We start from the raw sequence: 26,014 nt of genomic DNA, 5'->3' as shown, positions 1-26,014 counted from the left end.
ACGTCGGGCCAAACCTGAGTTAACTATCGAACGTCGCCAAAACTGCGAACGGCGGGTTGTGGCACAGGCCATGCAACTGCTGCTCCGTCACCGAACGCGAACGCGTTCACAGGGTGGATCGACCGCTTTCCCTTCCGGTCTCGCGTCGATCCACCCACCCGGTGCCTTGATCAGTTGGCCTTCTGCGTCTCGAACAACTGCGCCAGCTCGCCGCTCTCATACATTTCCATCATGATGTCCGAGCCGCCGACGAATTCGCCATCGACGTAAAGCTGCGGGATGGTCGGCCAGTCGGAATAGCTCTTGATACCCTGCCGGATGCCCTGATCCTGCAACACGTCGACGCTCTCGAACTCGACCTCGAGATGGTTGAGGATCGCGATCGCGCGGCTGGAAAAGCCGCACTGCGGGAACAGCGGGCTGCCCTTCATGAACAGGACTACCGGGCTGGCTTTTACCAGGGCGTCGATGCGGGCGTTGGAATCGTCGGTCATGTCTTCGGTCCTCAGGAGATTGCGGTCGTAAGCTGTAGTGCGTGCAGGACGCCGCCCATCCGACCGCCGAGCGCGGCATAGACGGCCTGGTGCTGCTTCACCCGGCTCATCCCGGCAAAGCTGGCGGCGGTGACCTTGGCGGCATAATGATCGCCGTCGCCCGCGAGATCGGTGATCTCGACCTGGGCATCGGGGATCGCGTCCTTGATCATTGCTTCGATATCGTTGGCAGCCATCGGCATATCAATGCGACTCCAGCAATTGGCGACGCGCCTCGATCATCTGCTGCGCCAGCGCGCGGCGGACGGTGGCCTCGTCATGGTCGAGACCGGCCGCGGTCAGGTCGCCGACCAGTTTTCGCACGACATCGTCGTCGCCGCCGCCTTCCATGTCGGCATGCACGAGCGCAGTCGCATAGGCGTCCGTCTCTTCAGGGGTCAGCTGCATTTCCTGCGCCGCCCATCCCCCGAGCAGGCGATTTCGGCGCGCGGTGATCCGGAAGGCCATCTCTTCCTCGCGCGCGAAATTCGCCTCGCTGGCGCGTTCGCGGTCGTCGAAAGTGGTCATGTCGCGGGTCCCCGTTCAGTCTCGTCGTGGGCCCCGAGATAGGTCGGACGGAGCCCCCGCGCAACAATCGACGAAAACGTACAAAAACTACTGGAACTATGGTCTGGTTGTAACGATATATAAGTCGATCACGTGACACAGTGCACGGATAGGAGAGTGATATGACGACGCTATCCCAGCCGACATCCGTTTCCGTGGCCAAGACGCGCGCTACACCGCCGGTCGTGCACGGGCTTGCCTACGGAATTTTCGCGTCGATAGCGATGTGGGGGGCGATCGCCACCGTTGCGTATAACGTGTTTTGAACCCCCTGTAGAGGCGGCTGTACTCAGCCGACCTCTACGACGAGTTTCCCGATAGCACCACGAGCGGCCATCTTCGCGATGGCCTTGCCGCCGTCCTCGAATGCAAATGTCTCGGTTACGCGCGGCGCGATCCTTCCCGCTTCCCACAGATCGAACAGCGTTTCGATGTGCGCCTGGTTCGCCTTTGGATCACGCGCCGCGAACGCCCCCCAGAATACGCCGCACACGTCGCAGCTTTTGAGCAGCGTCAGGTTGAGCGGGAGTTTCGGGATGCCGGCGGGGAAACCGACGACGAGATACTTGCCCTCCCAGGCGATCGATCGCAGCGCAGGCTCGGCATAGTCGCCGCCGACCGGATCGTAGATCACGTGCGCGCCGTCGCGCCCGACCGCGGCCTTGAACTGCTCGGCGAGCGCCTTCGACTGGTCTTTGTCGAACGGGGCGCGGGCGTAGATCAGCGTTTCGTCGGCACCCGCGGACTTGGCGGCGGCGGCCTTCTCCTCTGACGAGACCGCGGCGACGACCTTTGCGCCGAACGCCTTGCCGAGTTCGATCGCGGCGAGCCCTACCCCGCCGGCTGCGCCGAGCACGAGCAGCGTCTGCCCAGCCTCGATGTGGCCGCGGTCGAGCAGTGCGTGGATCGTCGTGCCGTAGGTGAGGATCAGCGAGGCACCCTCGGCGAAGCTGCGGCCTTCGGGGAGGCGGTAGAGCTTGGCGGGGTCGGCGATCACCTTTTCGCACAGGCCGCCGTGGCCGAGCATCGCGATGACGCGGTCGCCGATTTTCCAACCGGTGACGCCCTCGCCGATCGAGTCGATCGTGCCGGCGATCTCGCCGCCCGGTGCGAACGGGCGTTGCGGCTTGAACTGGTATTTGTCCTCGATGATCAGGACATCGGGGAAATTGATCGCGCAGGCCTTGACCGCGACGACGACCTGGCCGGGGCCGGCTACCAGATCGGGCAGCTCGACCATTTCCAGAGTTTCAGGTCCGCCGACTGCCTTCGACACCAATGCTCGCATACCCGCTCTCCACCGTCGTCCAGGGGCGATTCGATGCGACCGCCTCCTCGAATTTCGAAATCTGGGTATCCCTTGCCAGCGTCAGGCCGACTTCGTCCAGCCCTTCCATGAGACACTGGCGACGGAATGCGTCGAGTTCGAAGGTGAAGCGGTCCTGGAACGGGGTGGTGACGGTCATCGTCTCGAGGTCGACGGTCACGGTCTGATCCTTGGCGACTTCGAGCAGGCGATCGATCGCCTCCTGCGGCAGAACGACGGGGACGATACCGTTCTTAAACGCGTTGCCAGAGAAGATGTCGGAGAAGCTCGGCGCGATGACCGCGGTGATGCCCATGTCGGCGAGCGCCCACGCGGCATGCTCGCGACTGGAGCCACAGCCGAAATTATCGCCGGCAATGAGGATCGGCGACCCGGCGTAGCGCGGGTCGTCGAAGATGTTGCCGGGTTGCGCGCGGACCGTCTCGAACGCACCGCGACCGAGGCCGGTGCGCGTGATCGTCTTCAGCCAGTGCGCCGGGATGATGACGTCGGTGTCGATGTTCTTCGCGCCCCAGGGATAAGCGCGGCCCGAGACGGTCGTGACGGGAGTCATCGCTGTTCCGTGCGCTCCGGAACCACACGCGCCGATGCGACATAGGCCGCGACGCCGCTGAGCATTGCGCCAGCCGCCAGCAATACGAAAACTTTCTTCACGCTCTTTCCCCCATCAACTCTCTGACGTCGCTCAGCTTACCGGTGACCGCCGCTGCCGCCGCCATCGCAGGTGATACCAGATGCGTGCGCGCTCCGGGACCCTGTCTGCCGACGAAATTACGGTTCGACGTGGAAGCGCAACGCTCCCCCGCAGGGACTTTGTCCGGGTTCATCGCGAGACACATCGAACACCCCGGTTCGCGCCATTCGAAACCGGCGTCGATGAAGATCCGGTCGAGCCCTTCGGCTTCGGCTTGGCGCTTGACGAGGCCCGAGCCGGGGACGACGAGCGCGCGCACGCCGGTCGCGACATGGCGACCGTCCGCGATCGCCGCAGCGGCGCGGAGATCCTCAATGCGGCTGTTGGTGCAGCTGCCGATGAAGACGTGCTTTATCGGCACGTCGCGCATCGCGGTGCCCGCCGTCAGCCCCATGTAATCGAGCGACTTCTGTGCGGCGGCCTGCTTGGCGGGATCGGCGAAGCTCGACGGTTCGGGGACGACTCCGGTGATCGGCACGACGTCCTCGGGGCTGGTACCCCAGGTGAGACCGGGGGCGATATCGGCTGCGTCCAGCACGACGGACTTGTCGTAAGTCGCGCCGGGGTCGGTCGCGAGGCTGCGCCACCACGTCACGGCCTTGTCCCAGTTCTCGCCAGTCGGGGCCATCGGCCGGCCTTTCAGATAGGCGAAGGTCGTGTCGTCGGGTGCGATCAGGCCGGCACGCGCGCCCGCCTCGATCGACATGTTGGCGATGGTCAGGCGACCCTCGATCGACATGTTGCGGATGACGCTGCCGGTGAACTCGATGACGTGGCCGGTGCCGCCCGCCGCGCCGATCTTACCGATGATCGCGAGGATGACGTCCTTGGGGCTGACGCCGAAACCGAGTTCGCCGTCGACGCGGACTTCCATCGTCTTGGCCTGCGACAACAGCAATGTCTGCGTGGCGAGGACGTGCTCGACTTCGCTGGTGCCGATCCCGAACGCCAAAGCGCCGAGCGCACCGTGCGCCGAGGTGTGGCTGTCGCCGCAGACGAGCGTCGTGCCGGGGAGCGTGAAGCCCTGCTCGGGGCCGACGACGTGGACGATGCCCTGCTCGATGGCGGTCGCGTCGATATAGTCGATGCCGAACTCGCTAGTGTTGCGACGGAGCGCGTCGAGCTGTTGCGCGCTTTCGGGATCGGCGATCGGCAGGACGCGACCGGCGGCGTCCTTGCGCGCGGTGGTCGGGAGGTTGTGATCGGGGACGGCGAGCGTCAGGTCGGGGCGGCGGACCTTGCGGCCTGCCACGCGGAGGCCTTCGAACGCCTGCGGACTGGTGACTTCGTGGACGAGGTGGCGGTCGATATAGATCAGGCAGGTGCCGTCGTCGCGGCGTTCGACGACGTGCGCCGCCCAGATCTTTTCGTACAGCGTTTGCGGAGTGGCCATGATGGAGCACGCGTTAACCGAAAAGGGGTGCGGCGCCAAGGTTGTATGTAATTTTCGATCGTTCAGACGGGCGTCAGGCTACAAGGAAGCTTGTTCTCCCGTGAAGGCGGGAGCCCAGTCTGGGTCCCCGCCTTCGCGGGGAAACAAGATGGATTACCGCGCGGGCATCGCCTTGTTCAGAAACGCGACGCTATCGACCAACACGGGCGCCTTACGGCGGAACGGTTTCGACAATGCCATCGCGACATTCTCGTGACTCAGACCCGGATAATCGATGTACGTCACCGGTGCCCCCAGCGCCTTAAGCCGCGCGGTGAGGTTGATCGCGTTGTGCGGCTTGACCTGCGTGTCGTCGCCGGCGGTGATCAGCAGCATCGGCGGGGCGTCCGCGCGCGCGAAGTGGATCGGCTGGGTCATCACCGGGTCGGCGGCGCCCTGCATCGCGTCGATCGCGCGCTTGGCGGTGAAGGGGTAGAAGTCGTACGGCCCGCACAGGCCAACCGCGGCCTTGATGATGTGCGGGTCGACGCCTTCGGCCTTCAGCCAGCGCTCGTCGAGCGTCAGCATCGCCACGGTGTAGGCGCCCGCGGAATGGCCGGCGACGGCGATCCGGTTCGGGTCGCCGCCAGCCTCTGCGATGTGGTCGCGGGTCCATTTCACCGCTTCGGCGCCGTCCTGGAGGAAGGCGGGGAAGCGCACGTCGGGGACTTTGCGGTAGTCGGGCATGACGACGACGTAGCCCGCCTTCGCATAGGCGCGCGCCGCGAACGCGTAGGCGCCGCGCGAGCCGTGGACCCAGCCGCCGCCATACCAGAAGATCAGCACCGGCAGGCCGGTCTTGGCGCCGCCGGATGGGCGCCAGACGTCGAGCTTCTGGCCGTGCGTGCCGAACGGGACGCCTTCGCGGATGCGGGCGGTGCCGCGACCGCCGCCCATCACGCCGTCGAGGACGCTGAGCGTGCCGGGGCCTGCGGTGAACGCGGTGCCTGCGATCAGGATGACGATCAGTGCTATGACGATCACGGCGCGGCGCATCAGCGGCGGAAGTCCGCAGTGATCGATCCGCATGCGACGAGGTCGGCCTCGTGGCTTTCCTCGCGCCACGTCTCGGCGAGCGCGGTCGCTTCCCATTCGCGCATCGCCGGGTGCGCGATGATCCGCTCGACCCAAGCGAGCCCAGCCGCACCGACGTCGATCCCGTAGGTCCGCACTCGGAACGCGACCGGCGCATAGAAGGCATCGACTGCCGCGAATTCGGCACCAGCGAGCCAGGGGCCGCCGAACCGGTCAAGTCCCTTGCTCCAGAGTTCAGCGATCCGCGCGACATCGCGGTCGAGCGCGTCGCTACCAGGGGCGGCGCTCACGCGGACGCCGACGTTCATCGTCCGCTCGTTGCGCAGCGCGGAGAACCCGCCATGCATCTCGGCCGTGGCGCAGATCGCCCACGCGCGTGCCTCGGCATCGACCGGCCAGACGCCGTCGTGACGGTCGGCGAGGTAGAGGACGATGCCGAGCGAATCCCACACCGTCCGCTCGCCGTCGATCAGCACCGGCACTTGGCCCGTCGGCGAGAAAGTGCGGAACGCCTCGTAATTCACGGGCGCCAGGAACGGCTCGATCCGGTCCTCGAAGTCGATGCCGAGCGCCTTCATCAAGGCCCAGGGGCGCAACGACCAGCTCGAATAATTGCGGTTCGCGGTGACGAGGGTGTAGCGCATCAGGCGGTGTAGCGCGCGGTGGTCTTCGCGGCGATCTCGTCCGCGGTGACGCCCGGCGCCATCTCGACCAGCTTGAACGGGCTGTCGTGATCCGCGCGCTGGAACACCGCCAGATCGGTGACGATCATGTCGACGACGTTCTTGCCGGTCAACGGCAGCGTGCACGACGGGATGAACTTCGGCGTGCCGTCCTTGGCGGTGTGGTCCATCACGACGATGATCTGCTTGACGCCCGCGACGAGGTCCATCGCGCCGCCCATGCCCTTGATCATCTTGCCCGGGATCATCCAGTTGGCGATGTCGCCGCCTTCGCTGACCTCCATCGCGCCGAGTACCGTCAGATCGATATGCCCGCCGCGGATCATCGCGAAGCTGTCCGACGAGCTGAAATACACCGACGAAGGGAGTTCGCTGATCGTCTGCTTGCCGGCGTTGATCAGGTCGGCGTCCTCCTCGCCCGCGTACGGGAACGGGCCGATCCCGAGCATGCCGTTCTCGGACTGGAGCGTGACGGTCATGCCGTCGGGGATATTGTTCGCGACCAGCGTCGGAATGCCGATGCCTAGGTTGACGTAATAGCCGTCCTTCAGTTCCTGCGCCGCGCGCGCGGCCATCTGGTTACGGTCCCAGGGCATCAGTGCATTCCTTCCTGGATGGTGGTGATGGTCGTGAATTGTTCACGGAGCTCGGTGCCGACGCCGTCGACGATCGCCTGCAACGCGGCGTCCTCGTCGAGACCCCAGGTGCCCGCATAGGCGCGCGCGGCGTGGCGGATCGTGTCGGCGAGGAGGTAGCCGAACACGGTCGGATCCTCGAGGATGCCCGCGTCGATCAGCACGTTGCTGCCGGCGCCGTTTGTGATCCAGATGCGCGCGACCTCGACCGATTCGCTGGTGAGTTGCGCGCCCTTGTCGAGCGCGATCGCGTTTGGGTGGTCGGCCATTAGCGTACGCCTCCTGTCGGGGCCCAGCGGACTGCTGGGGGGAATACCTCGTCGCGGTTGCCCTTCAGCGCGGTGCCGTAGACGGGGTTGGGGAGGACGAACCACCCTGCCCCCCATCTGGCCGCGATCGCGGGCGACTGGACCGCGGCGCGGCGCACGGCGGGGGTCTGGCCGGCGTTGAACAGGTCGCTGAAGTCGCCGAGCTGGTCGCCGCCCATCGCGACGACGCAGTATTTCGCGGCGATCATCTCGCGGCGGCCGTCCTTCTTCGAGCCCATCGCGTCGTCGCCGGCGAGGAACAGCGTCTCGCCGTGGCGCGCGGGGCCTAGGCCGGCGGCTTCGATCGTGGCCTCAGTTTGCGCGGCGTTGGCGGCGGAACGGTTGGTGTTGAAGATCACCGTGACGCCCATTGCGCGGAGTTGGCCGAGTGCGGCGAGGGCGCCGGGGACGGGCGCGACCTGCTTGACGCCGGTGCGCTCCCAGTCCTGCCAGCGGGGATCGGACCATGCTTGGCCGGAGGACGCGTCGTATTCGAAGCCGAGATTGAGGAGGATGGTTTCGTCGACGTCGAACACTGCAGCCTTAGGTTTGGTGCCGCAGTTGGTGAACGTCGGGGCAACGAGAGTGGCGCCTGGCGCAAGGACGACGGAAGTTGGCGCGCGTTGCGTACGGACGTAGCCTACGAGCGCGTTCCAGGCTTGAATGCTCACCGCGGCGGCTTCGCCCGAGGCGTAGAGATACTGCATCCCGGCTGGGACGCCATCGACGGTGATGGGCGCGGAAACAGTCGGCGTCGCTGCGATCGACGTCGGCGCGGACACGCTGACGCAGCCTTGGAGCGCCAGTGCCCCTGCGAACGCAGGGGTCCAGGATACCACCCGCAACGCTCGTGACCCTGGGCTCCTGCGTTCGCAGGAGAACGGGGAGCGTTTGCGATCAACCATCAGGCCTGACTTCACGCGGATACCCGCTCGCGGACGGTGCGGAATTCGATCTGCTTGTCGTAGGGCGCACCGACGATCATCCGTTTCACGTAGATGCCCGGCAGGTGGATCGTGTCGGGATCGAGGCTCCCGACGGGGACGATCTCCTCGACCTCGGCGACGCAGATCTTCCCCGCGGTCGCCATCGGCTGGTTGAAGTTGCGCGCGGTCTTGCGGAAGATGAGGTTGCCGCTTTCGTCCGCTTTCCAGCCCTTGATGATCGCGAGATCGGCGCGGATGCCGCGTTCGAGGATGTATTCCTGGCCGTCGAAGACTTTCGTTTCCTTGCCCTCGGCGACCTGCGTGCCGACGCCGGTCTTGGTGTAGAAGCCGGGGATGCCCGCCCCCCCTGCCCGGCAGCGTTCGGCGAGCGTGCCCTGCGGACAGAACTCGACCTCGAGTTCGCCGCTAAGATATTGCCGCTCGAATTCCTTGTTCTCGCCGACATAGGACGAGATCATCTTCTTCACCTGGCGCGAGCGGAGCAGTTTGCCGAGGCCCTGCCCGTCGATCCCGGCATTGTTGCTGGCGATCGTCAGGTCCTTCACCCCAGACGCCTCGATCGCGTCGATCAGCCGCTCGGGGATGCCGCACAGCCCGAACCCGCCCGCGCAGATCGTCATTCCGTCGAACAGCACGCCTTCGAGTGCCTTTGCCGCATCGGTGTAGCGCTTGTTCGCCATGCATCCTCCTCAGGTCTTTCGCCTCGCATAAGCCGGTGGTTGGCGCTCGGCAACGTAGCGCGGATCGACTTTTCACGATCCTCCCCCGCTAGGGGGAGGTGGCTGGCTCTTGCCAGACGGAGGGGGAGGAAAGGGAAACCTCTGCTCCGTGTCCTCCCCCTCCGTCACCTTCGGCGCCACCTCCCCCTGGCGAGGGAGGATCGAGTCGTTCTCAGTACGCCAGCTTCAACCCCGGCCGCTTCCAGCGCGTCTTCACCAGCCGGCCGCTGCCCGAGCAGGTGATGTAGGCATCCATCATGTCCACGCCGCCCCAGCAGATGTTGGTAGTGAACACATCGTCGGTCGCGACGAACTCGACCAGTTCCCCGGCGGGCGAGATCACGCTGATACCGCATTCGCCGATCGTTGCGACGCAGATGTTGCCGCATGCCTCGACGCCGAGCGAATCGAAGAACTTGTAGCCGGCCGGACGGTAGAGCGGCGTGCCCGAGGCGCTGGCGACCTTGCCGGGCGCGACGATGTCGAACGCCATCAGCCGGCAGGTGAACGTCTCCGCCGCGTAGAGCCGCGTGCCGTCCGGCGAGAGGCCGATGCCGTTGGGATTTTCGGTCGGGAAGATCACTTCTTCGAGCTGGGTCCCGTCGGCTTTCGCGTAGAAGATGCCGGTGATGTCGCGGGCGCGGTCGCGCGATTTGCCGTGGTCGGTGAACCAGAAGCCGCCGTGCGAATCGAAGACGATGTCGTTGGGTCCTCGCAGCACGCAGCCGAAATCGCCGTCCTTGTAGAGTATCTCGACCGCGCCGGTGGCGATGTCGATCCGTTCGATCCGGCCGCCGGAATAGTCGTCCGGCTGGCCGTGCGGGGTAAGGAAGCCGTTCGTCTCGCGCCATGCGAACCCTCCATTGTTGCAGCAATAGAGCTTGCCGTCCGGGCCGATCGCGAGGCCGTTGGGACCGCCGCCGGGTTCGGCGACCGTCGTTTTCGTTCCGTCAGGGGCGATGCGCGTGATGCGGCCGGGCTCGATCTCGACGAGGATGATGCTGCCGTCGGGCATCGCCACCGGGCCCTCGGGGAAACGCAGGCCGTCGGCGACGGTGGTGAAGTCGGTCATGATCCTCTCCGGACGAGTCGGGTTGGTCCCGGCTTCGATGTCAGCGTAACCGTTTCTCGACTTCACGCACAACGGACGGCAGGATACGGGGATGATCACACCACGCACCGGCGGCCGTATCCTGGTCGATCAACTCGTCGCACAGGGCTGCGACCGGATTTTCACCGTGCCGGGGGAGAGTTTCCTCGCGGTGCTCGACGCGTTGCACGATACGCCGGCGATCGACCTTGTCGTGTGTCGGCAGGAGGGCGGCGTCGGGTTCATGGCGTGCGCGGACGGGACGCTGACGCATCGGCCGGGGGTCGCGTTCGTGACCCGCGGGCCGGGCGCGACCAACGCGTCGATCGGCGTGCACGTCGCAATGCAGGATTCGCAGCCGATGATACTTTTCGTGGGCGATATCGATCGCGGCACGCGCGACCGCGAGGCGTTCCAGGAGATCGATTTCCAGGCGATGTTTTCGCCGATCGCGAAGTGGGCGGCGCGGATCGACGATGCGCGGCGGATCCCGGAATATGTCGCGCGCGCCTATGCGACGGCGATGTCGGGGCGACCGGGGCCGGTCGTGCTAGCGTTGCCCGAGGATATGTTGTTGGACGTAGTCGATGCGGTCGATCGGCCGCGGGTCGAGCGGGTGGCGCAGGGGTGTGACGCCGATACGATGGACTTGCTGGCCGATCTGCTGACCACCGCCGAGCGGCCGGTGGCGATCGTTGGCGGGGCGGGTTGGGATGTGGCGGCGTCCGGGGCGTTCTCGACCTGGGCAGATCGCAACGGCATTCCGGTCGCCGCGGCGTTTCGGCGGCAGGATGCCATTCCGAACGACTGTCCGGTGTGGGCGGGGAACCTGGGATATGGGCCTAGTCCGAAGCTGGTCGAGCGGGTGAAGGCGGCGGATCTGCTGCTGGTGGTCGGGCCGCGGCTTGGGGAGGCGACGACCGATGGCTATGCGCTGATCACCCCCGATCATCTGGGGCAGCGGCTGATCCACGTCCATCCCGATCCCGACGAGTTGCACCGGGCGTACCGCGCGGATGTGGCGGTATGTGCGGGGATGACGGAGTTTGCTGAGGCTTTGCTGGCGGTTGATCTGCCGGCGCGGTCTGCCGGATCGGAGGCGCATGCGGAGTGGCTTGCGTGGTCTACGCCGGTGCCGCGCGATCTGGTGATGGACCTTGGGCCGTGCGTGGCGGCGATGCGCGAGCGGCTGCCGGCGGACGCAATCATCTGCAACGGCGCGGGGAATTACTCAGGCTGGTGGCATCGGTACTGGGCGTATGCCGGGCCGGGGACGCAGCTTGCGCCGACCGCTGGAGCTATGGGGTACGGCGTGCCGGCGGCGGTTGCGGCGTCGTTGCGGCATCCGGAGCGGACGGTCGTAGCGCTCGCGGGCGACGGGTGTTTCCTGATGAACGGACAGGAACTCGCGACCGCGGTTGCGCATGGTGCGGACATGCTGGTGATCGTCGTGGATAATGGCGGGTACGGGACGATCCGGATGCACCAGGAGCGGGAGTATCCGGGGCGGGTGTCTGGAACCGGGTTGCGAAATCCGGACTTTGCCGCGCTGGGGCGGGCTTATGGGTGCTGGGCGGAGACGGTTTCTCGGACGGAGGATTTTGCGGGGGCGCTGGAGCGAGCGATGGCGCGCGGCGGGGTGCGGATGTTGCACTTGGTGACGGATATCGAGGCGATTACCGCTGGGACTACGCTGGCGAAGGTGCGTGGGGGCTGAGCCTCGTTTATTCGCGCAAACCACTTACCCAGTATTAGCACCACCCCGGCGAAGGCCGGGGCCCAATTGGGGGACGGTGGTAACTAAATGCGGCCTTCCGTTACTTCGGACGTGCCAATTGGGCCCCGGCCTTCGCCGGGGTGGAGGTGGTGGTAGCGGGTGACTTCATCAGCGCAGCCTGTTCCCCCGAGAAGGCCGGGGTCTAGGAGCCACGTACGCTGACGGTACTTAGCTGGGCCCCCGCGTCCGCGGGGGAACATTGCTTGGGGTTTAGCGTGCGGCGATGACGAGTTTCAGGCGCCCGCCGCCTCCAGCTTTGCTCGCACCGCCACGACTGCTTCCGCAGCCTTGTCTCCGTCAGGACCACCGCCCTGCGCCATGTCGGGACGGCCGCCGCCGCCCTGCCCGCCCAGCGTCGCCACCGCGATCTTGAGCAGGTCGACGGCATTGTGGCTCGCCACTAGGTCCGCCGTCACGCCGACCGCGACCGAAGCGCGGCCGTCGTTGATCGCTACCAGCATCGCGACGCCCGAACCCAGACGCTGCTTGGCTTCGTCGACCGCGCCGCGCAGGCCTTTGGCCTCGAACTCGTTGAGCACCTGGCCGATGAACGCAACGCCGCCGACTTGCTCCGGTCCTGCCGCTTCGCCCGATCCACCACCGCCCAGCGCCAGCGCCTTCTTCGCGTCGGCGAGTTCGCGTTCGAGGCGGCGGCGGTCTTCGAGCAGCGATGCGACGCGCGCCGGGACCTCGTCGGGGGTCGACTTCAGGACTGCTGCGGCTTCGCGCAGGCGATCGTCGCGGCCGGTCAAATACACGCGCGCCGCTTCGCCGGTGAGCGCCTCGACACGGCGGATGCCGCTCGAGACCGCGCCCTCGCCGACCACCTTGAACAGGCCGATATCGCCGAGCGCGGTGACGTGCGTGCCGCCGCACAGCTCGATCGAATAGGTGCCGTCCTCAGTCGACCCCATCGACACGACGCGGACCTCATCGCCGTATTTCTCGCCGAACAGCGCCATCGCGCCCATCGCGATCGCGTCGTCGGGGGTCATCAGCAGCGTCGTCACCGCACCGTTGCCGCGGACCTGCGCGTTCACGTCGGCCTCGACCTGCGCGATGTCGGCGGGGGTCATCGCGACCGGCTGCGAGAAGTCGAACCGCAGGCGGTCGGGGGCGACGAGGCTGCCCTTCTGCGCAACGTGCGTGCCGAGGCGTTCGCGTAAGGCCTCGTGCAAGAGATGCGTTGCGGAGTGGTTCGCGCGGATCTGTGCGCGGCGGGCGACGTCGATCTGGAGCTTGACCGGGTCGCCGACCTTGATCTCGCCGGCGTCGACGATCGCGTGATGGACGAACACCCGGCCGAGCTGCTTCGAGGTCTCGGTGACGTTCGCGCGCAGGCCGCTGTCGTTGGAGATGTGGCCCGCGTCACCGACCTGGCCGCCGCTCTCGCCGTAGAACGGCGTCTGGTTGACGACGATCGAGACCGTATCGCCGGTTGTGGCGTGGTCGACGCGCGTGCCGTCCTTGACCAGTGCGACGACCTCGCCCTCGCCGGTATCGGACGCGTAGCCGAGAAATTCGGTGCCGCCGGTCTGCTCGACGATGTCGAACCAGATGTCGTCCGAAGCCTTCGCGCCCGAGCCCTTCCAGGCGGCGCGGGCGGCGCGCTTCTGCTCGGCCATCGCGGTGTCGAAGCCGGCACGGTCGACCGCGATGTTGCGTTCGCGCAATGCGTCCTCGGTCAGGTCGTACGGGAAGCCGTAGGTGTCGTAGAGCTTGAACGCGACGTCGCCGGCCAGCGTACCGTCGGTCATCCCGGTGGTCGCTTCGTCGAGCAGCTTCAGCCCCTTGTCGAGCGTCTGGCGGAAGCGCGTCTCCTCCTGCTGCAACGTCGCCTCGATCAGCGGGCGTGCACGCGACAGTTCGGGGTACGCGGCGCCCATCTCGGTGACGAGTGCGGGGACCAGCCGATGCATCAGCGGCTGCTTGGCGCCCAGAATGTGCGCGTGGCGCATCGCGCGGCGCATGATCCGGCGCAGGACATAGCCGCGGCCCTCGCTCGCGGGCAGTACGCCGTCCGCGATCAGGAAGCCGGCGGTGCGCAGGTGATCGGCGATCACGCGGTGGCTGGCGGTGTTGGCGCCGTCGGTCGCGGTGTGCGTCAGCGCGCCCGACGCCGCGATCAGCGCCTTGAACGTGTCCGTATCGTAATTGTCGGTGACGCCCTGCATGACCGCGGCGATGCGCTCGAGCCCCATGCCGGTGTCGATCGAGGGCTTGGGCAGGTTGCCGACGATCTCGGCGTTCTCCTGCTCGTATTGCATGAACACGAGGTTCCAGATCTCGACGAAGCGATCGCCGTCCTCGTCGGGGCTGCCGGGGGGGCCACCGAAGATGTGGTCGCCATGGTCGTAGAAGATTTCCGAGCAGGGCCCGCACGGCCCGTTGTCGCCCATCGACCAGAAATTGTCCTTGGTCGGGATGCGGATGATGCGGTGATCGGGGAGCCCGGCAACCTTCTTCCAGAGATCGAACGCCTCGTCGTCGGTGTGGTAGACGGTGGCGGTCAGCTTGTCGGGCGACAGGCCCCATTCGCGCGTGAGCAACGTCCAGGCGTGGACGATCGCCTGTTCCTTGAAATAGTCGCCGAACGAGAAATTGCCGAGCATTTCGAAGAAGGTGTGGTGGCGCGCGGTGTAGCCGACATTGTCGAGATCGTTGTGCTTGCCGCCGGCGCGGACGCATTTCTGGGACGAGGTCGCGGTGGTGTAGGGGCGCGATTCGAGGCCGGTGAAGACGTTCTTGAACGGCACCATCCCGGCGTTGACGAACATCAGCGTCGGGTCGTTCTGCGGCACGAGCGGCGCGCTGGGCACGATCTGGTGCGCCTGCGATCCGAAATAGTCGAGGAAGCCGCGGCGGATGTCGTTCGTCGATGTCATGCGCGGGGACTTAGGCGAGCGGGGCGGTTCGCTCAAGTGGAGGTGTGGGGCTTGCCTTGCACGCATCGCATTGAAACGAAGATAGCGTGTTTCCCCGCGAAGGCGGGGATCCAGACTGAGCTCCCGCCTTCGCGGGAGAACAAGGTAGGTAAGAGCGGCCGTTCGCCCCGATGTTCCACCCCGGCGAAGGCCGGGGCCCAATTGGAGAGGTGGAAATAATGGAGAGCAGCGCTTCGTTATCGCCGTCCCCCAATTGGGCCCCGGCCTTCGCCGGGGTGGTGGAGTGCGCGGCGAGGGCGACTGCCTCGTTGGAGTATTACCCTAGTGGCGCATCCAGCGACTTAGGCGGCTCGCTGAACCATTTCGGGCCCGCATCGGTCATGTGGAAGCAGTCCTCGATGCGGACCCCGTATCTGCCGGGAATATAGATCCCCGGCTCGTCGGAGAAGCACATCCCCGCCGCCAGCCTGGTCGTCTCGCCGCGGACGAGGTTGACGGGTTCGTGGCCGTCCATGCCGATGCCGTGGCCGGTGCGATGCGACAGGCCGGGGACCTTGTACCCCGGGCCGTAGCCGAGCGTCTCGTAATGCCGCCGGACCGCGTCGTCGATGCTGCCGGCGGGTGCACCGATCTTGGCCGCGGCGAACGCGATCTGTTGGCCTCGGGCGACCTGGTCCCACGTCTTGCGCTGGTCGGCAGTTGCCGCGCCGTGCACCCAGGTGCGCGAGATGTCGGACTGATAGCCCTGGACGGTGCAGCCGCAGTCCATCAGCACGACCTGGCCGTCGGCGACGCGGTGGATTTCGCGGCTGCCGTGCGGGTAGGCGGATGCCTCGCCAATCAGCGCCAGCGCGAACTCGGGCGCGCCGCCGAGTTTCTTGGTCGCGGCGTTCATGAGCGCGCCGATTTCCGGGCCGGTCATGCCCTTCTCGACGCGCGGCTTCGTCCAGCGATACGCGGCCAGCGTGACCTCGGTCGCCGCCTGCATCAGCGCGATCTCGGCGGGGGTCTTGACCATCCGGCAGGTGCGGACGACCGGGTCGGCGGACACGATCTTCGCCTCGGGCAGCACGCGCGCGAGTCCGGCATAGGCAAAGTACCGCACCTCCGCCTCCAGGCCGATCGGCAGCGCGGCGAGCTTGCGGTCGCGCAGGAACCCGGCGACCACGGCGAGCGGGTTCTCGTCCTCCTGCCAGACGCGCATCTCGGCGGGCACGGCGAGCGTCTCGCGCACCGAGGGCTCTTCGAAGAACGGCGTGACGATGCACGGTTCACCCTCGACCGGAAGGATCGCCAGCGTCAGCCGCTCGCTCGTATGCCAGCGGACGCCGGTGAAGTAGATCATTGACGATCCAGGCTCGATCAACACCGCGCCGATGCCCGCCGCCTTCATCAGCGATTGCGCGCGGACCAGCCGCGCGGCGCGTTCGGTGGCGTCGATCGGCCTGGTGCCGCCGGTGATGTCGGACAGCGCCGACAGGTCCGGCTCGGCAGCGCGGAGGATCGCGGTGGTCGACAGCAACGGGGCCGCGATTGCGAGGCTCAGCAGGTCGCGGCGCGAGGGGCTGAAGGCGGGCTTGGGGCGTACGGTCGACATCGCCGGACGATAGGGTCCTTGACCCGGGCGCCGCAATCCCCTTCCCTGTCCGCACTTCTCGGGAGCGATTAATGGCCAAGCGGCTAACCTATTACATCTTGTTCGGCCTCGTCGCGGGGATGGTCGTCGGCTGGATCCTGAACGCGTCGATCGACAACGGCACGGCCGAGTCCGCCGAACGGCTGAAGGACATCGCCGGCTATTTCTCGATCGTGACAACGCTGTTCCTGCGGCTGATCAAGATGATCATCGCGCCGCTGGTGTTCTCGACGCTGGTCGTGGGCATCGCGCACATGGGCGATACCGGTGCGCTCGGGCGGGTCGGATTGCGCAGCCTCGGCTGGTTCATCTGCGCGAGCCTGTTGTCGCTCACGCTGGGCCTGATCCTCGTCAACGTGTTGCAGCCGGGCGTTGGCCTCGCGCTCGCGATCCCGCCGGCGACCGCGTCGAGTGGCGTCGACCGCGCGGCGTTCGATCTCGCCAAGTTCATCACGCACATCGTCCCCGATTCGATGATCGCGGCGATGGCGGGCAACGAGATCCTCCAGATCGTCGTGTTCTCGGTGTTCGTCGGCGTCGCGATCACCGCGGTCGGCGAGAAGGCCGCGCCGCTGGTCAAGGCGATCGAAGCGCTGGTCGCGGTGATGCTCCAGATCACCAACTATGTGATGCGGTTCGCACCGTTCGCGGTGTTTGCGGCGGTGACCGCGACGCTTGCCGAGCGGGGGCCGACCATCCTCGGCCAGCTCGGTTATTTCATGCTGAGCTTCTATATCGGGCTGGCGCTGCTGTGGGCGGTGCTGATCGGGATTGCGTTCCTGCTGATCGGTCCGCGGACGCGGTTGCTGGTGCGGTATATTCGCGATCCGCTGATTCTGGCGTTCTCCGCGGCATCGTCCGAGGCGGCATATCCGCGGACGCTGGAGGCGCTCGACCGGTTCGGCGTGCCCCCGCGGATCGCGAGCTTCGTGCTGCCGCTCGGCTATTCGTTCAATCTCGATGGGTCGATGATGTACATGACGTTCGCGTCGCTGTTCATCGCGCAGGCGTACGGCATCCACATGCCGATCGGGCAGCAGATCGCGATGCTGCTGGTGCTGATGGTGACGTCGAAGGGGATCGCGGGGGTGCCTCGCGCGTCGCTGGTGGTGATCGCGGGGACGCTGTCGATGTTCAAGATCCCGGAGGCTGGGATCTTGCTGATCCTGGCGGTGGATCATTTCCTCGACATGGGGCGCTCGGCGACGAACGTGATCGGGAATGCGGTGGCCGCGACCGTGGTGGCGAAGTGGGAGGGTGGGCTCGATGAGCGCGAGCCTGCCGATCGGGATTTTCCGCATGCGCCGACGGGGCATGGGCCGAGGGTGGACGTGGATAGTTACGAGAAGATCGGGCCGGGGCAGGTTTGAGGTTGGACGGCGCTGTTGAACCGATGAGCCTTGAAAGATGCCCTTTTATGCTGGCGGTCCACTGAAGAAGTACCTCCCCGGCGAAGGCCGGGGTCCAGTTGGGAGACGCCGATGGTGACCGCCGCCCCTCGTTAGTCCAACCTTTCCAACTTGGCCCCGGCCTTCGCTGGGGTGGTGTTTAGGGGGGGTTGCGTTCTCATCCTCAATGCAGTTTCCGATCTGCAGCCCTCAAGCGTAGGCGTAGGGGCCGCCCTTTTTCAGGCCGGCCTGATACGCTGGGCGCGCGTGAACCTTTGCCAGCCATGCGATCGTCGCGGGGCGGGACTCGTTGAGGCCGCCGCGGCTGCGGGCGGCTTCGAGGGGGAAGCTCATCATGATGTCCGCGGCGGTCATCTCGGCGCCGGCGAACCAGGGGCGCTTCGACAGTTCGGCTTCGACATAGTCGAGATGGACGTCGATCATCGGCTGGATCTTCTTGGTCGCCGCCTTGCCCAGGATCGGGATGCGCGCGAGCACGAGCTTCAGCAGCAGCGGCGGCATCATCGAACCTTCGGCATAGTGGAGCCAGAACCGGTACCGCAGCGCGTCGGCGCGGTTGGCCGGGGCGCCGAGCTTACCGTCCGCCTTGTCGACGAGATATTCGACGATCGCGCCGGTTTCGGCGACCACCTGGCCGTCATCCTCGATCACCGGCGACTTGCCGAGCGGGTGGACCTGCTTGAGCTCGGGCGGGGCGAGCATCGTCTGCTTGTTCCGCTCGTAGCGCTTGATCTCGTAGGGGAGTCCGAGTTCCTCGAGCATCCACAGGATCCGCTGCGATCGCGAGTTTTCGAGGTGGTGGACGATGATCATGCGGGCTCCCCTGTTGGTCTAATCAGCCGATTTGCGCGCGGTCCAGATCCAGGCGGCGGCGGGGAATTCCACCGTGTCGCCGCTTCGGTACCGGTCGCAGACCTGGGTGAGACGCGCGATGTGGCGCTCGCGTTCCTCGGGGGCGGCGTCGCGGATGGCGGAGGCTGCTGGACCGATGCGGCGGAAATAGTCGATCGCGTCGGCTACGGGGTCGGTGCCCTCCCCTGCCCGGTAGGCGAATTCGACACGCTCGGGTGACGCGACGTGCCAGCCGGATTGCTTGAGGATGCTCGCGACGTAGGTCGGGTCGGCGAAGGCGAAGGGACCGGGTGCGGTGGTTGCTGGAGCGTCTGCATTGCCACCGGTCGCGGTGATGATTTCGGTGGCCCAGCGGTTGGCGGCGCGGTCGGCAAAGCAGGAGAAGACGAGCGTTGCGTCTGGGGCGGCGGCTTCGGCCAAAGTGGTGAGGGCGGCGACGGGGTCTGCGAAGAACATGACGCCGTGGCGGGAGACGTAGAGGTCGATGGGGGCGTGGTTCGGGGCGGCGGCGATGATGTCCGCGCACTCGAAGTTGGCGTTGGTTTGGGTTTTGGCGCGGTGTCTGGCGATCTCGATCAGGCTGGGTGAGAGATCTATGCCAGTCATCTGCGCGGTCGGGAGCGCTTGCGCGGTGGCTAATGAGGTCGCGCCGGCGCCGCAGCCTATGTCGATGACCTTGCGTGTTTGGGGGGTGGCGGCGGAAAGGATCGCTGCGTTCAAATGCGGGGTCAGGTTGGTGAAGCTGCGGTCGGTTCGGCGCCATTCCTCTGCCCAGACGTCACCTATTCTGCCGGTCCAGTCGTAGGCGGTGGTCATTCGGTGATCCGTTTCATACTCGGGCGGGGGGACGATTGGACGGTCTAGAGGGCCTCACATAATCGGTACATTGGGTCCGAAGTGCACAAAGTGCAGACGCTGGCGCGGTATTTGTGACGCGGTGTTTTGCGGTCCGATGTAGGCGAGCATACTGACATCATTAGCGTTGTTTCCCGCGAACACGGGAATCCAGACTGGGCTGCCGCCTTCGCGTGAGAACAGGGAAGCATAAGAACAAGGGGAAGCAGGCTCGACGTCGAATGTGAGTTGCCGACTCGAACGAGCTTGGCCTGGCGCGGGCCTCTATTGCTGCATCATGCCAACTGGGCCCCGGCCTTCGCCGGGGTGGTGTTAGGGATAGGTTGGCACGGTTTCAGTTCGCTACGCGTCTGAACCGTCCGCCGTGCACATGCTTGGCCACCATGAGCCAAGCACTGGACACTACGTCCCGCGTGCCCTCACCCTCCCATTGCGGAGGCAACGGGTCCCTCTCCCCTGAGGGAGAGGGAAAGTAGGGTTACGCGTCGTCGCCTTCTTCGGGGCCGGCCATCATTTCCTCGGCGACCTTGTCGGTGCGCGCGCGGATCTGCTTTTCGAGGCGGTCGGCGGTTTCGGGGTTGTCCTTGAGGAAGGTCTTCGAGTTCTCGCGACCCTGACCGAGGCGCACGCTGTCGTAGCTGAACCACGCGCCCGACTTCTCGACGAGGCCCGCCTTCACGCCGAGATCGAGAATCTCGCCGAGCTTGGAGACGCCCTGTCCGTACATGATGTCGAACTCGACCTGCTTGAACGGCGGCGCGACCTTGTTCTTGACGACCTTCACGCGGGTCTGGTTGCCCGTGACCTCTTCGCCTGCCTTGATCGCGCCGATGCGGCGGATGTCGAGGCGGACCGAGGCGTAGAACTTCAGCGCGTTGCCGCCGGTCGTCGTCTCCGGGTTGCCGTACATGACACCGATCTTCATGCGAAGCTGGTTGATGAAGATCACCATGCAGCGCGAGCGGCTGATCGAGCCGGTCAGTTTCCGCAGCGACTGCGACATCAGGCGGGCCTGGAGGCCGACATGGCTGTCGCCCATCTCGCCTTCGATTTCAGCACGCGGCACTAGCGCTGCGACCGAATCAACGACGAGCACGTCGATCGCGTTCGAACGGACCAGCGTGTCGACGATCTCGAGTGCCTGCTCGCCGGTGTCGGGCTGCGACACAATCAGCTCGTCGATGTTGACGCCGAGCTTCTTGGCATAGACCGGGTCGAGCGCGTGCTCGGCATCGACGAACGCCGCGGTGCCGCCGCCCTTCTGCGCTTCGGCGATCACGTGGAGCGCGAGCGTGGTCTTGCCCGAGCTTTCCGGACCGTAGATCTCGATCACGCGGCCGCGCGGCAGGCCGCCGACGCCGAGCGCGATGTCGAGCCCGAGCGAGCCGGTCGAGATGACCTCGACCTGCATGGTTTCCTTGGAGCCCAGGCGCATTGCCGAGCCCTTGCCGAAGGCGCGGTCGATCTGCGCGAGCGCGGCGTCGAGCGCCTTCTGCCGGTCGTTGGTTGCGGTTGCCATGCCGGTGTCGATCACTTTCAGATTAGCGGCCATCGAATATGCTCCCATCGCTAAAGCAAGCGCGCGTGCCATTCAACGCGTCAAACACCATGTATTCTCTTTGTTCTTTTGGAACAAGTGGGGAACGATAGGTAATCCGGAAAAAGGTGTACGTTTGGTAACGCCCGCGGGTGGTTGCCAAGCCTAGTCATGCGGGGCTTGGTGAGCATGCGCCGTTCCGCGCTCGTCGACCATTGAGTACGCGGAGCGCTGGCCTCTGAACACGGCGGCGGCTGTCCCTTGCGCGTAAGTAAGACATGTCTCCCCGCGAAGGCGGGGATCCAGACTGGGCTCCCGCCTTCGCGGGAGAACAAGGCGAGGGCGTGGTGCCGTACGACTGCGGACTTACACATGTTCGAAGGAATAAGTGCCGAACACGTCGGGGTTGCGAAATACGCCGGGCGGAGTTTGGTCGAGAACGGTCCTGGTTGTTCGAGCGCGGGCTTGGCGGCGATCGACTCGTTGATGGTGTCGAGAACTGGTTGTGACCAGCGGTTTCGTTTGCCGCCCTGGATCCTGACTTTCGTCAGGATGACGGGTCGTGCCAATTGACGTGGTCGACCGTCAGATGCCTGCATTTTGGCGACGATCAATCAGGCGAGCTTTGTCGCGAGGATCCACCAGTCTTTGGCTTGGGCGGCGGTGGCGGCGGTGTCTCTGGCTTCGGGGGTTTCGAACAGGGCGAAGCAGGTGGCGCCGGAGCCGGACATTCTCGACAGGAGGGTGCCTTGGGCTGCGTCGAGGAGCGTGCGGACTTCGGCGATCACGGGAGCGAGGGTCAGCGCGGGGGGTTCTAGGTCGTTGCGGCCGGCTTTTGCACGGTCGAGAAGATTGCCTTCGGGGATCGGGCCTCGGTCGTGGCCGTCCCAGGTCTTGAAGACGGCGGCGGTGGAGACCGCGACACCTGGGTTTACGAGCAGGAGGGGGGTGCCGGACAGGCCTTCGAGGGTGGTGAGGGTGTCGCCTTTGCCGGTGCCTAGCGTGGTGCGGTTGGCGAGGCAGGCGGGGACGTCTGCGCCGAGCTTTGCGGCGATTTCGTGGAGGCGGGGGTCGGTTCGGGCTATGCCGTGGAGGCGGGCCAGCGCGCGGAGCGTGGCGGCGGCGTCGGCTGAGCCTCCGCCTATGCCTGAGGCGATGGGGAGGTGCTTTTCAAGGGTTATGGCGTGGTGGGCGTTTGGGGCGAAGGCGGTGGTGAAGGCGTCCGCTGCGGCGGTTACGAGGTTGCCTTGCCAGGGGGCGGCGCCTGTAGTGGCGCTGGACGAGTGCGGTGCTTCGTCATTGTCCGACTCCAATTGGGCCCCGGCCTTCGCCGGGGTGGTGTTGGGGATCGGGGTGGTGTTTTGGGCGGGGAGGAGTGCTGCGGCGAAGGGGCCGGTTATGGTGAGGCTGTTGGTTTGGGCGGGTGCTACCGTGATCAGGTCGCCGTCGGTGGCGAAGGCGAAGAGCGTTTCGAGGTCGTGGTAGCCGTCGGGGCGGCGGCAGCGGACGTGGAGGGCCAGGTTGATCTTGGCGGGGGCGGGTTCGATGATGGCGGGCATTGGGGGTCTCGGGGTTTGGCGGCGAAGGGGTCTAGCGCAGCTTAGCGTAATACGCGTGATGTCTGCGGGTTTAAGCGCGTCATCCTGACGAAAGTCAGGATCCAGGGTAACGATTGGTGCCGTGCTTGGCTCTGGATCCTGACTTTCGTCAGGGTGACGGGAGGGGATGCCGCACACCTCGCTAGTTGCTGGCGTTGTCACGATCACTTCCGCGGGTGCTCGGAATTAGTGGTGATCTCGCGAAACGGCCCCTTCGGCGTAAGCTCACCTTGCCCTCACCCTTCCCACGCCTGCGAGGCCCTTCCCTCTCCCAGCGGGAGAGCGGTTCTAGCGGCGGGCTTTTGGCGGGAGGCCGTTGGCGATCTTGGCGGTTATGCGCGGCGTGTCTGCGGGTTCGGCAGTCAGCAAGGCGGCGCGCCAGGCGTAGCGCGCTTCGTAGTTTCGGCCGGTGCTCCAATAGGCGTCGCCAAGGTGGTCGGCGATTTCGGCGTTGGTGGGTTCGGCCTGCGCAGCGGTTTCGAGCAGCGGGAGAGCGCGCGTGGTGTTGCCGGAGAGGTGATAGGCCCAGCCCAGCGAGTCGGTGATCGAGGCGTTGGTCGGGTCGATCCGGCTGGCGCGTTCCAGCAGCTTGATCGAGGCGGGGATGTCGTCGCCGTGCTCGACTTGCGCGAAGCCTAGATAGTTGAGCGCGAGCGGTTGCGCGGGGCCGCGGGCGACGGCTTTTTCGAGCGCATCGCGCGCTTCGGGCCAGCGGCCGGCCTGGTCGAGCGCGCCGCCATATTGCAGCCAGTTGCCCCAGCTGCCACCCTTCGCTCCGTCGGTAGCGATGATGCGCTGGTACCAGGTCGCGGCTTCGGCGGGGTTGCCGGTGGTCAGCAACAGGTCGGCGTAGCGTTGCCAGTCGGCGGGCTCAGACCCCTTCTGGTCGACGCGGTTCTTGGCGGCGGCAAGCGCTTCGCCGTTGCGGTCGGCGGTGGCGAGGATGTCGATGCGTTCGGCGGCGGCGGCCGGGGAGGAAGGGCTCTTTGCATCGATGGCGTCGAGGACGACCAGCGCGCGGTCGACCAGCTTGTTGCGGGCGAGCGCATCGGCGAGGAGGACGCGCGCCGCGTCGTAACTCGGGTCGGCGCGGAGTGCTGCCTGGGTCAGTGCGATCGAGAGTGGCGAGGGTTCGCCTGCGCTGAGGTCGCTGGCGAGGCGGGCGAGCAGGCGCGAGACGCCGATCGACAGCGTTTGCCTGCGCGGTGCCGCGGCGATCAGCGCACGCGTTTCGGTGGCGAAGCGGTTGGCGACGGGGTCCTTCGCAGCGGTCGCTAGCGAGGGTTCGGGGTCGCGGCCCTCGGCATGTGCGACCCACGCATAGAGCGAGGGTGCCAGGACCACGAGGGGACCGCTCGACAACGTGGAGATCGCAGCGCTCGCGGCCTTCGCATCGCCCCGTCGTGCAGCGTCGGAGAGCGGGATCAGCGCGGCGTCGGCGGGGGCTACGCCGGCCTTGTTCAGCACCGCGACGGCGCGGGTCGCGAGCGGCACGTCGCCGGCCTCCAGCGCCTCGCGATAGGCGCGGATCGCGACGACGGGATCGTCGGGCGATGCCGCCAGCACCCTAGCGTAGCTGGCGGCGGCCAGGCCAGTCTCGCCGGCAGCATCGGCGGCGCGGGCCTTCAGATAGGCGGAAAGGTCGGCCGGCGCCGCCGTGGCGGGCGCCGCCGCGGCGAGACCGAGTGCGATAAACAGACGCTTACATGTTGGGATAATTGGGGCCTCCGCCGCCCTCGGGTACGACCCAGTTGATGTTCTGGGTGGGGTCTTTGATGTCGCAGGTCTTGCAGTGGACGCAGTTCTGCGCGTTGATGACGAACTTCGGATCGGCCGTGTCCTCGCCGACGACTTCGTAAACGCCGGCCGGGCAATAGCGTTGCGCGGGCTCGTCGTACATCGGCAGGTTGTATTCGATCGGCACGCTCGCGTCCTTGAGCGTCAGGTGGACCGGCTGGTCCTCCTCGTGGTTGGTGTTCGAGACGAACACCGACGAGAGGCGATCGAAGGTGAGGACGCCATCGGCCTTCGGATAGACGATCGGCTTGACCAGATCCTTGCGCCACAGGCTTTCGTTGTCGGGGTGGTGGTGCATCGTGAAGGGCATCTTGATCCCCAGATGCTCGGCCCACATCGTGATGCCGGCGAGCCCCGAACCGACCAGGTCGCCGAACTTCTTGACCAGCGGCGCGACGTTGCGGACGACCGACAGCTCCTTCTTGACCCACGACTTCTCGAACGCCTCGGGATAGGCGGCGAGCTCGTCATGGCCACGCTGCGAGACGATCGCCTCGACCGCGGCCTCGGCGGCCATCATGCCGGACTTCATCGCGGTATGCGTGCCCTTGATCCGCGGCACGTTGAGGAAGCCGGCGCTGTCGCCGATGAGCGCGGCGCCGGGCATCACGAGCTTGGGGATCGACTGGAGCCCGCCATCGCTGATCGCACGCGCGCCGTAGCTGACCCGCTTGGCGCCCTTCAGCAGCGCGGCGATCTCGGGATGCGTCTTCCAGCGCTGCATCTCGCTGAACGGCGAGAGATACGGGTTGGTATAGTTCAGCCACGTGACGAAGCCGATCGAGACCTGGCCGTTCGCCTGGTGATAGATCCAGCCGCCGCCGTTCGAGCCGTCGGTCTCGGACAGCGGCCAGCCCTGCGTATGGATGACGCGGCCGGGGACGTGGAGTTCGGGATCGATGTCCCACAGCTCCTTGATGCCGAGGCCGTAGACCTGCGGATCGCTGTCCTTGTCGAGCGCGAAATTGCGGATCAGTTCCTTGGTGAGGTGCCCGCGGCAGCCTTCCGAGAAGAAGGTGTATTTGGCGTGGAGTTCGAGGCCGGGCGTGTAGTCGCCCTTGTGCGTGCCATCGCGCGCGACGCCCATGTCGCCGGTCGCGACGCCCTTGACCGAGCCGTCGTCGTTGAACAGGATTTCCGCCGCGGCGAACCCCGGGAAGATCTCGACGCCTAGCTCCTCCGCCTTGCCCGCGAGCCAGCGGCAGAGGTTGCCGAGCGAGCCGGTATAGGTGCCCTTGTTGTGCATGAACGAGGGCGTGACGAAGTGCGGCATCTCGCTCTTCTTCGTCTTGGTCAGGATCCAGTGATGGTTCTCGGTCACCGGCACCTCGGCGAGCGGGCAGCCGTCCTCGCGCCAGTTCGGCAGCAGTTCGTCGAGAGACTTGGGATCGATGACCGCGCCCGACAGGATGTGCGCGCCTACTTCGGAGCCCTTTTCGAGCACGCAGACGCTGATCTCGGCGTCCTTCTCGGCCGCCAGCTGTTTCAGGCGGATCGCCGCCGAGAGACCGGCCGGGCCAGCGCCGACGATCACCACGTCGTACGGCATCGATTCACGTGTCGTCATCATCGTCTCCCGGGGGATGTCCCCTCTTGCCTCAGCATTGCGCCCCACCCTTCGTTCGGGCTCGGGCGGGCACCGTCTTGTCCATTATGGCGATTGCCTGAGTTGACCGCCACGTCAACCGTGCAGCATAG

General features: G+C 66.2%; 24 protein-coding genes. 3 read left to right on the top strand and 21 right to left on the bottom strand.

Going from position 1 to position 26,014, the window contains the following annotated elements:
- Nucleotides 1-170 precede the first annotated feature (170 nt).
- The 3 genes from grxD to AC59GX_RS13710 are packed head-to-tail and all read right to left on the bottom strand — an operon-like array spanning nt 171 to nt 1,061.
- A complete protein-coding gene (gene grxD, locus AC59GX_RS13720; RefSeq protein WP_056057434.1) occupies nt 171-494 on the bottom strand; it encodes a Grx4 family monothiol glutaredoxin in 324 nt (107 codons plus the stop codon).
- A gap of 11 nt (nt 495-505) precedes the next feature.
- A complete protein-coding gene (locus AC59GX_RS13715; RefSeq protein WP_056489106.1) occupies nt 506-736 on the bottom strand; it encodes a BolA/IbaG family iron-sulfur metabolism protein in 231 nt (76 codons plus the stop codon).
- Nucleotide 737: 1 nt separating this feature from the next.
- Nucleotides 738-1,061 carry a DUF1476 domain-containing protein gene (locus AC59GX_RS13710; protein WP_056489104.1) on the bottom strand — a complete coding sequence of 108 codons (324 nt, stop codon included), beginning with the start codon at nt 1,059-1,061 and terminating at the stop codon, nt 738-740.
- Between the two features lie 161 nt (nt 1,062-1,222).
- Here AC59GX_RS13710 and AC59GX_RS13705 point away from each other — a divergent pair, with 161 nt between their 5' ends.
- Nucleotides 1,223-1,366 (top strand): hypothetical protein, encoded by a 144-nt coding sequence (locus AC59GX_RS13705; RefSeq protein WP_156362377.1) that lies wholly within the window; start codon nt 1,223-1,225, stop codon nt 1,364-1,366.
- A gap of 23 nt (nt 1,367-1,389) precedes the next feature.
- Here AC59GX_RS13705 and AC59GX_RS13700 read toward each other — a convergent pair whose 3' ends face one another.
- The 10 genes from AC59GX_RS13700 to AC59GX_RS13655 form a co-directional block, all read right to left on the bottom strand.
- On the bottom strand, nt 1,390-2,388 hold the full coding sequence (locus tag AC59GX_RS13700) for an NADPH:quinone oxidoreductase family protein (protein WP_497301901.1): 999 nt from the start codon (nt 2,386-2,388) through the stop codon (nt 1,390-1,392).
- The gene (leuD, locus tag AC59GX_RS13695) at nt 2,351-2,980 is read right to left on the bottom strand and encodes a 3-isopropylmalate dehydratase small subunit (protein ID WP_056489099.1); all 630 of its coding nucleotides are present in this window, start codon (nt 2,978-2,980) and stop codon (nt 2,351-2,353) included. The genes AC59GX_RS13700 and leuD overlap by 38 nt, the downstream gene beginning before the upstream one ends.
- Nucleotides 2,981-3,077: 97 nt before the next feature.
- Nucleotides 3,078-4,514 (bottom strand): 3-isopropylmalate dehydratase large subunit, encoded by a 1,437-nt coding sequence (gene leuC / locus AC59GX_RS13690; protein ID WP_426281344.1) that lies wholly within the window; start codon nt 4,512-4,514, stop codon nt 3,078-3,080.
- Between the two features lie 153 nt (nt 4,515-4,667).
- A complete protein-coding gene (locus tag AC59GX_RS13685; RefSeq protein ID WP_426281345.1) occupies nt 4,668-5,582 on the bottom strand; it encodes an alpha/beta hydrolase in 915 nt (304 codons plus the stop codon).
- Nucleotides 5,549-6,232: a glutathione S-transferase family protein gene (locus tag AC59GX_RS13680; protein ID WP_426281346.1), complete on the bottom strand. Its 684-nt coding sequence runs from the start codon at nt 6,230-6,232 to the stop codon at nt 5,549-5,551. The genes AC59GX_RS13685 and AC59GX_RS13680 overlap by 34 nt, the downstream gene beginning before the upstream one ends.
- Entirely contained in the window at nt 6,232-6,867 is a 636-nt protein-coding gene (locus AC59GX_RS13675; protein ID WP_426281347.1) for a 3-oxoacid CoA-transferase subunit B, read from the bottom strand. Before AC59GX_RS13675 ends, AC59GX_RS13680 begins: the two co-directional genes overlap by 1 nt.
- Nucleotides 6,867-7,175 carry a DUF5076 domain-containing protein gene (locus AC59GX_RS13670; RefSeq protein ID WP_056047204.1) on the bottom strand — a complete coding sequence of 103 codons (309 nt, stop codon included), beginning with the start codon at nt 7,173-7,175 and terminating at the stop codon, nt 6,867-6,869. Before AC59GX_RS13670 ends, AC59GX_RS13675 begins: the two co-directional genes overlap by 1 nt.
- Complete coding sequence (locus tag AC59GX_RS13665; protein ID WP_426281348.1) at nt 7,175-8,053, bottom strand: HAD family acid phosphatase; 879 nt, start codon at nt 8,051-8,053, stop codon at nt 7,175-7,177. The genes AC59GX_RS13670 and AC59GX_RS13665 overlap by 1 nt, the downstream gene beginning before the upstream one ends.
- A gap of 77 nt (nt 8,054-8,130) precedes the next feature.
- Nucleotides 8,131-8,841 (bottom strand): CoA transferase subunit A, encoded by a 711-nt coding sequence (locus AC59GX_RS13660; protein WP_426281349.1) that lies wholly within the window; start codon nt 8,839-8,841, stop codon nt 8,131-8,133.
- A 211-nt stretch (nt 8,842-9,052) separates the two neighbouring features.
- Complete coding sequence (locus tag AC59GX_RS13655) at nt 9,053-9,952, bottom strand: SMP-30/gluconolactonase/LRE family protein (RefSeq protein WP_426281350.1); 900 nt, start codon at nt 9,950-9,952, stop codon at nt 9,053-9,055.
- Nucleotides 9,953-10,043: 91 nt separating this feature from the next.
- Between AC59GX_RS13655 and AC59GX_RS13650 the strand changes: the two genes are divergently transcribed.
- The gene (locus AC59GX_RS13650; RefSeq protein WP_426281351.1) at nt 10,044-11,687 is read left to right on the top strand and encodes a thiamine pyrophosphate-binding protein; all 1,644 of its coding nucleotides are present in this window, start codon (nt 10,044-10,046) and stop codon (nt 11,685-11,687) included.
- Nucleotides 11,688-11,980: 293 nt separating this feature from the next.
- On the opposite strand, the gene alaS is transcribed toward AC59GX_RS13650, so the two are convergent.
- Entirely contained in the window at nt 11,981-14,632 is a 2,652-nt protein-coding gene (alaS, locus tag AC59GX_RS13645) for an alanine--tRNA ligase (protein WP_426281352.1), read from the bottom strand.
- 316 nt (nt 14,633-14,948) lie between these two features.
- On the bottom strand, nt 14,949-16,229 hold the full coding sequence (locus AC59GX_RS13640) for a M24 family metallopeptidase (RefSeq protein ID WP_426281354.1): 1,281 nt from the start codon (nt 16,227-16,229) through the stop codon (nt 14,949-14,951).
- Between the two features lie 71 nt (nt 16,230-16,300).
- On the opposite strand from AC59GX_RS13640, the gene AC59GX_RS13635 reads away from it, so the two are divergent.
- Complete coding sequence (locus tag AC59GX_RS13635; RefSeq protein ID WP_426281355.1) at nt 16,301-17,638, top strand: dicarboxylate/amino acid:cation symporter; 1,338 nt, start codon at nt 16,301-16,303, stop codon at nt 17,636-17,638.
- Between the two features lie 228 nt (nt 17,639-17,866).
- Here the strand turns inward: AC59GX_RS13635 and AC59GX_RS13630 are convergent, their stop codons facing one another.
- The 6 genes from AC59GX_RS13630 to AC59GX_RS13605 all read right to left on the bottom strand — a co-directional run bounded on the left by AC59GX_RS13630 (nt 17,867) and on the right by AC59GX_RS13605 (nt 25,883).
- The gene (locus tag AC59GX_RS13630) at nt 17,867-18,490 is read right to left on the bottom strand and encodes a glutathione S-transferase family protein (RefSeq protein WP_426281356.1); all 624 of its coding nucleotides are present in this window, start codon (nt 18,488-18,490) and stop codon (nt 17,867-17,869) included.
- Between the two features lie 18 nt (nt 18,491-18,508).
- Nucleotides 18,509-19,345 (bottom strand): class I SAM-dependent methyltransferase, encoded by an 837-nt coding sequence (locus AC59GX_RS13625; protein ID WP_426281358.1) that lies wholly within the window; start codon nt 19,343-19,345, stop codon nt 18,509-18,511.
- Nucleotides 19,346-19,862: 517 nt separating this feature from the next.
- Complete coding sequence (gene recA / locus AC59GX_RS13620) at nt 19,863-20,936, bottom strand: recombinase RecA (RefSeq protein WP_056047175.1); 1,074 nt, start codon at nt 20,934-20,936, stop codon at nt 19,863-19,865.
- A gap of 599 nt (nt 20,937-21,535) precedes the next feature.
- Nucleotides 21,536-22,480: a 4-(cytidine 5'-diphospho)-2-C-methyl-D-erythritol kinase gene (locus tag AC59GX_RS13615; protein ID WP_426281359.1), complete on the bottom strand. Its 945-nt coding sequence runs from the start codon at nt 22,478-22,480 to the stop codon at nt 21,536-21,538.
- Between the two features lie 327 nt (nt 22,481-22,807).
- Nucleotides 22,808-24,085, bottom strand: coding sequence for a tetratricopeptide repeat protein (locus tag AC59GX_RS13610; protein ID WP_497301895.1), 1,278 nt, complete (start codon nt 24,083-24,085; stop codon nt 22,808-22,810).
- Nucleotides 24,086-24,221: 136 nt separating this feature from the next.
- Nucleotides 24,222-25,883, bottom strand: coding sequence for an electron transfer flavoprotein-ubiquinone oxidoreductase (locus AC59GX_RS13605; protein ID WP_426281842.1), 1,662 nt, complete (start codon nt 25,881-25,883; stop codon nt 24,222-24,224).
- Nucleotides 25,884-26,014 lie beyond the last annotated feature (131 nt).

The organism is Sphingomonas sp. 320_CC, assembly GCF_059691795.1.
This window is presented reverse-complemented; position numbering and strand designations above follow the sequence as displayed.

Bases quoted from the DNA above. Each gene is read 5' to 3' on its own strand.
- grxD (WP_056057434.1), bottom strand. From the start codon at position 494: ATGACCGACGATTCCAACGCCCGCATCGACGCCCTGGTAAAAGCCAGC.
- AC59GX_RS13715 (WP_056489106.1), bottom strand. From the start codon at position 736: ATGCCGATGGCTGCCAACGATATCGAAGCAATGATCAAGGACGCGATC.
- AC59GX_RS13710 (WP_056489104.1), bottom strand. From the start codon at position 1,061: ATGACCACTTTCGACGACCGCGAACGCGCCAGCGAGGCGAATTTCGCG.
- AC59GX_RS13705 (WP_156362377.1), top strand. From the start codon at position 1,223: ATGACGACGCTATCCCAGCCGACATCCGTTTCCGTGGCCAAGACGCGC.
- AC59GX_RS13700 (WP_497301901.1), bottom strand. From the start codon at position 2,388: ATGCGAGCATTGGTGTCGAAGGCAGTCGGCGGACCTGAAACTCTGGAA.
- leuD (WP_056489099.1), bottom strand. From the start codon at position 2,980: ATGACTCCCGTCACGACCGTCTCGGGCCGCGCTTATCCCTGGGGCGCG.
- leuC (WP_426281344.1), bottom strand. From the start codon at position 4,514: ATGGCCACTCCGCAAACGCTGTACGAAAAGATCTGGGCGGCGCACGTC.
- AC59GX_RS13685 (WP_426281345.1), bottom strand. From the start codon at position 5,582: ATGCGGATCGATCACTGCGGACTTCCGCCGCTGATGCGCCGCGCCGTG.
- AC59GX_RS13680 (WP_426281346.1), bottom strand. From the start codon at position 6,232: ATGCGCTACACCCTCGTCACCGCGAACCGCAATTATTCGAGCTGGTCG.
- AC59GX_RS13675 (WP_426281347.1), bottom strand. From the start codon at position 6,867: ATGCCCTGGGACCGTAACCAGATGGCCGCGCGCGCGGCGCAGGAACTG.
- AC59GX_RS13670 (WP_056047204.1), bottom strand. From the start codon at position 7,175: ATGGCCGACCACCCAAACGCGATCGCGCTCGACAAGGGCGCGCAACTC.
- AC59GX_RS13660 (WP_426281349.1), bottom strand. From the start codon at position 8,841: ATGGCGAACAAGCGCTACACCGATGCGGCAAAGGCACTCGAAGGCGTG.
- AC59GX_RS13655 (WP_426281350.1), bottom strand. From the start codon at position 9,952: ATGACCGACTTCACCACCGTCGCCGACGGCCTGCGTTTCCCCGAGGGC.
- AC59GX_RS13650 (WP_426281351.1), top strand. From the start codon at position 10,044: ATGATCACACCACGCACCGGCGGCCGTATCCTGGTCGATCAACTCGTC.
- alaS (WP_426281352.1), bottom strand. From the start codon at position 14,632: ATGACATCGACGAACGACATCCGCCGCGGCTTCCTCGACTATTTCGGA.
- AC59GX_RS13640 (WP_426281354.1), bottom strand. From the start codon at position 16,229: ATGTCGACCGTACGCCCCAAGCCCGCCTTCAGCCCCTCGCGCCGCGAC.
- AC59GX_RS13635 (WP_426281355.1), top strand. From the start codon at position 16,301: ATGGCCAAGCGGCTAACCTATTACATCTTGTTCGGCCTCGTCGCGGGG.
- AC59GX_RS13630 (WP_426281356.1), bottom strand. From the start codon at position 18,490: ATGATCATCGTCCACCACCTCGAAAACTCGCGATCGCAGCGGATCCTG.
- AC59GX_RS13625 (WP_426281358.1), bottom strand. From the start codon at position 19,345: ATGACCACCGCCTACGACTGGACCGGCAGAATAGGTGACGTCTGGGCA.
- recA (WP_056047175.1), bottom strand. From the start codon at position 20,936: ATGGCCGCTAATCTGAAAGTGATCGACACCGGCATGGCAACCGCAACC.
- AC59GX_RS13615 (WP_426281359.1), bottom strand. From the start codon at position 22,480: ATGCCCGCCATCATCGAACCCGCCCCCGCCAAGATCAACCTGGCCCTC.
- AC59GX_RS13605 (WP_426281842.1), bottom strand. From the start codon at position 25,883: ATGACGACACGTGAATCGATGCCGTACGACGTGGTGATCGTCGGCGCT.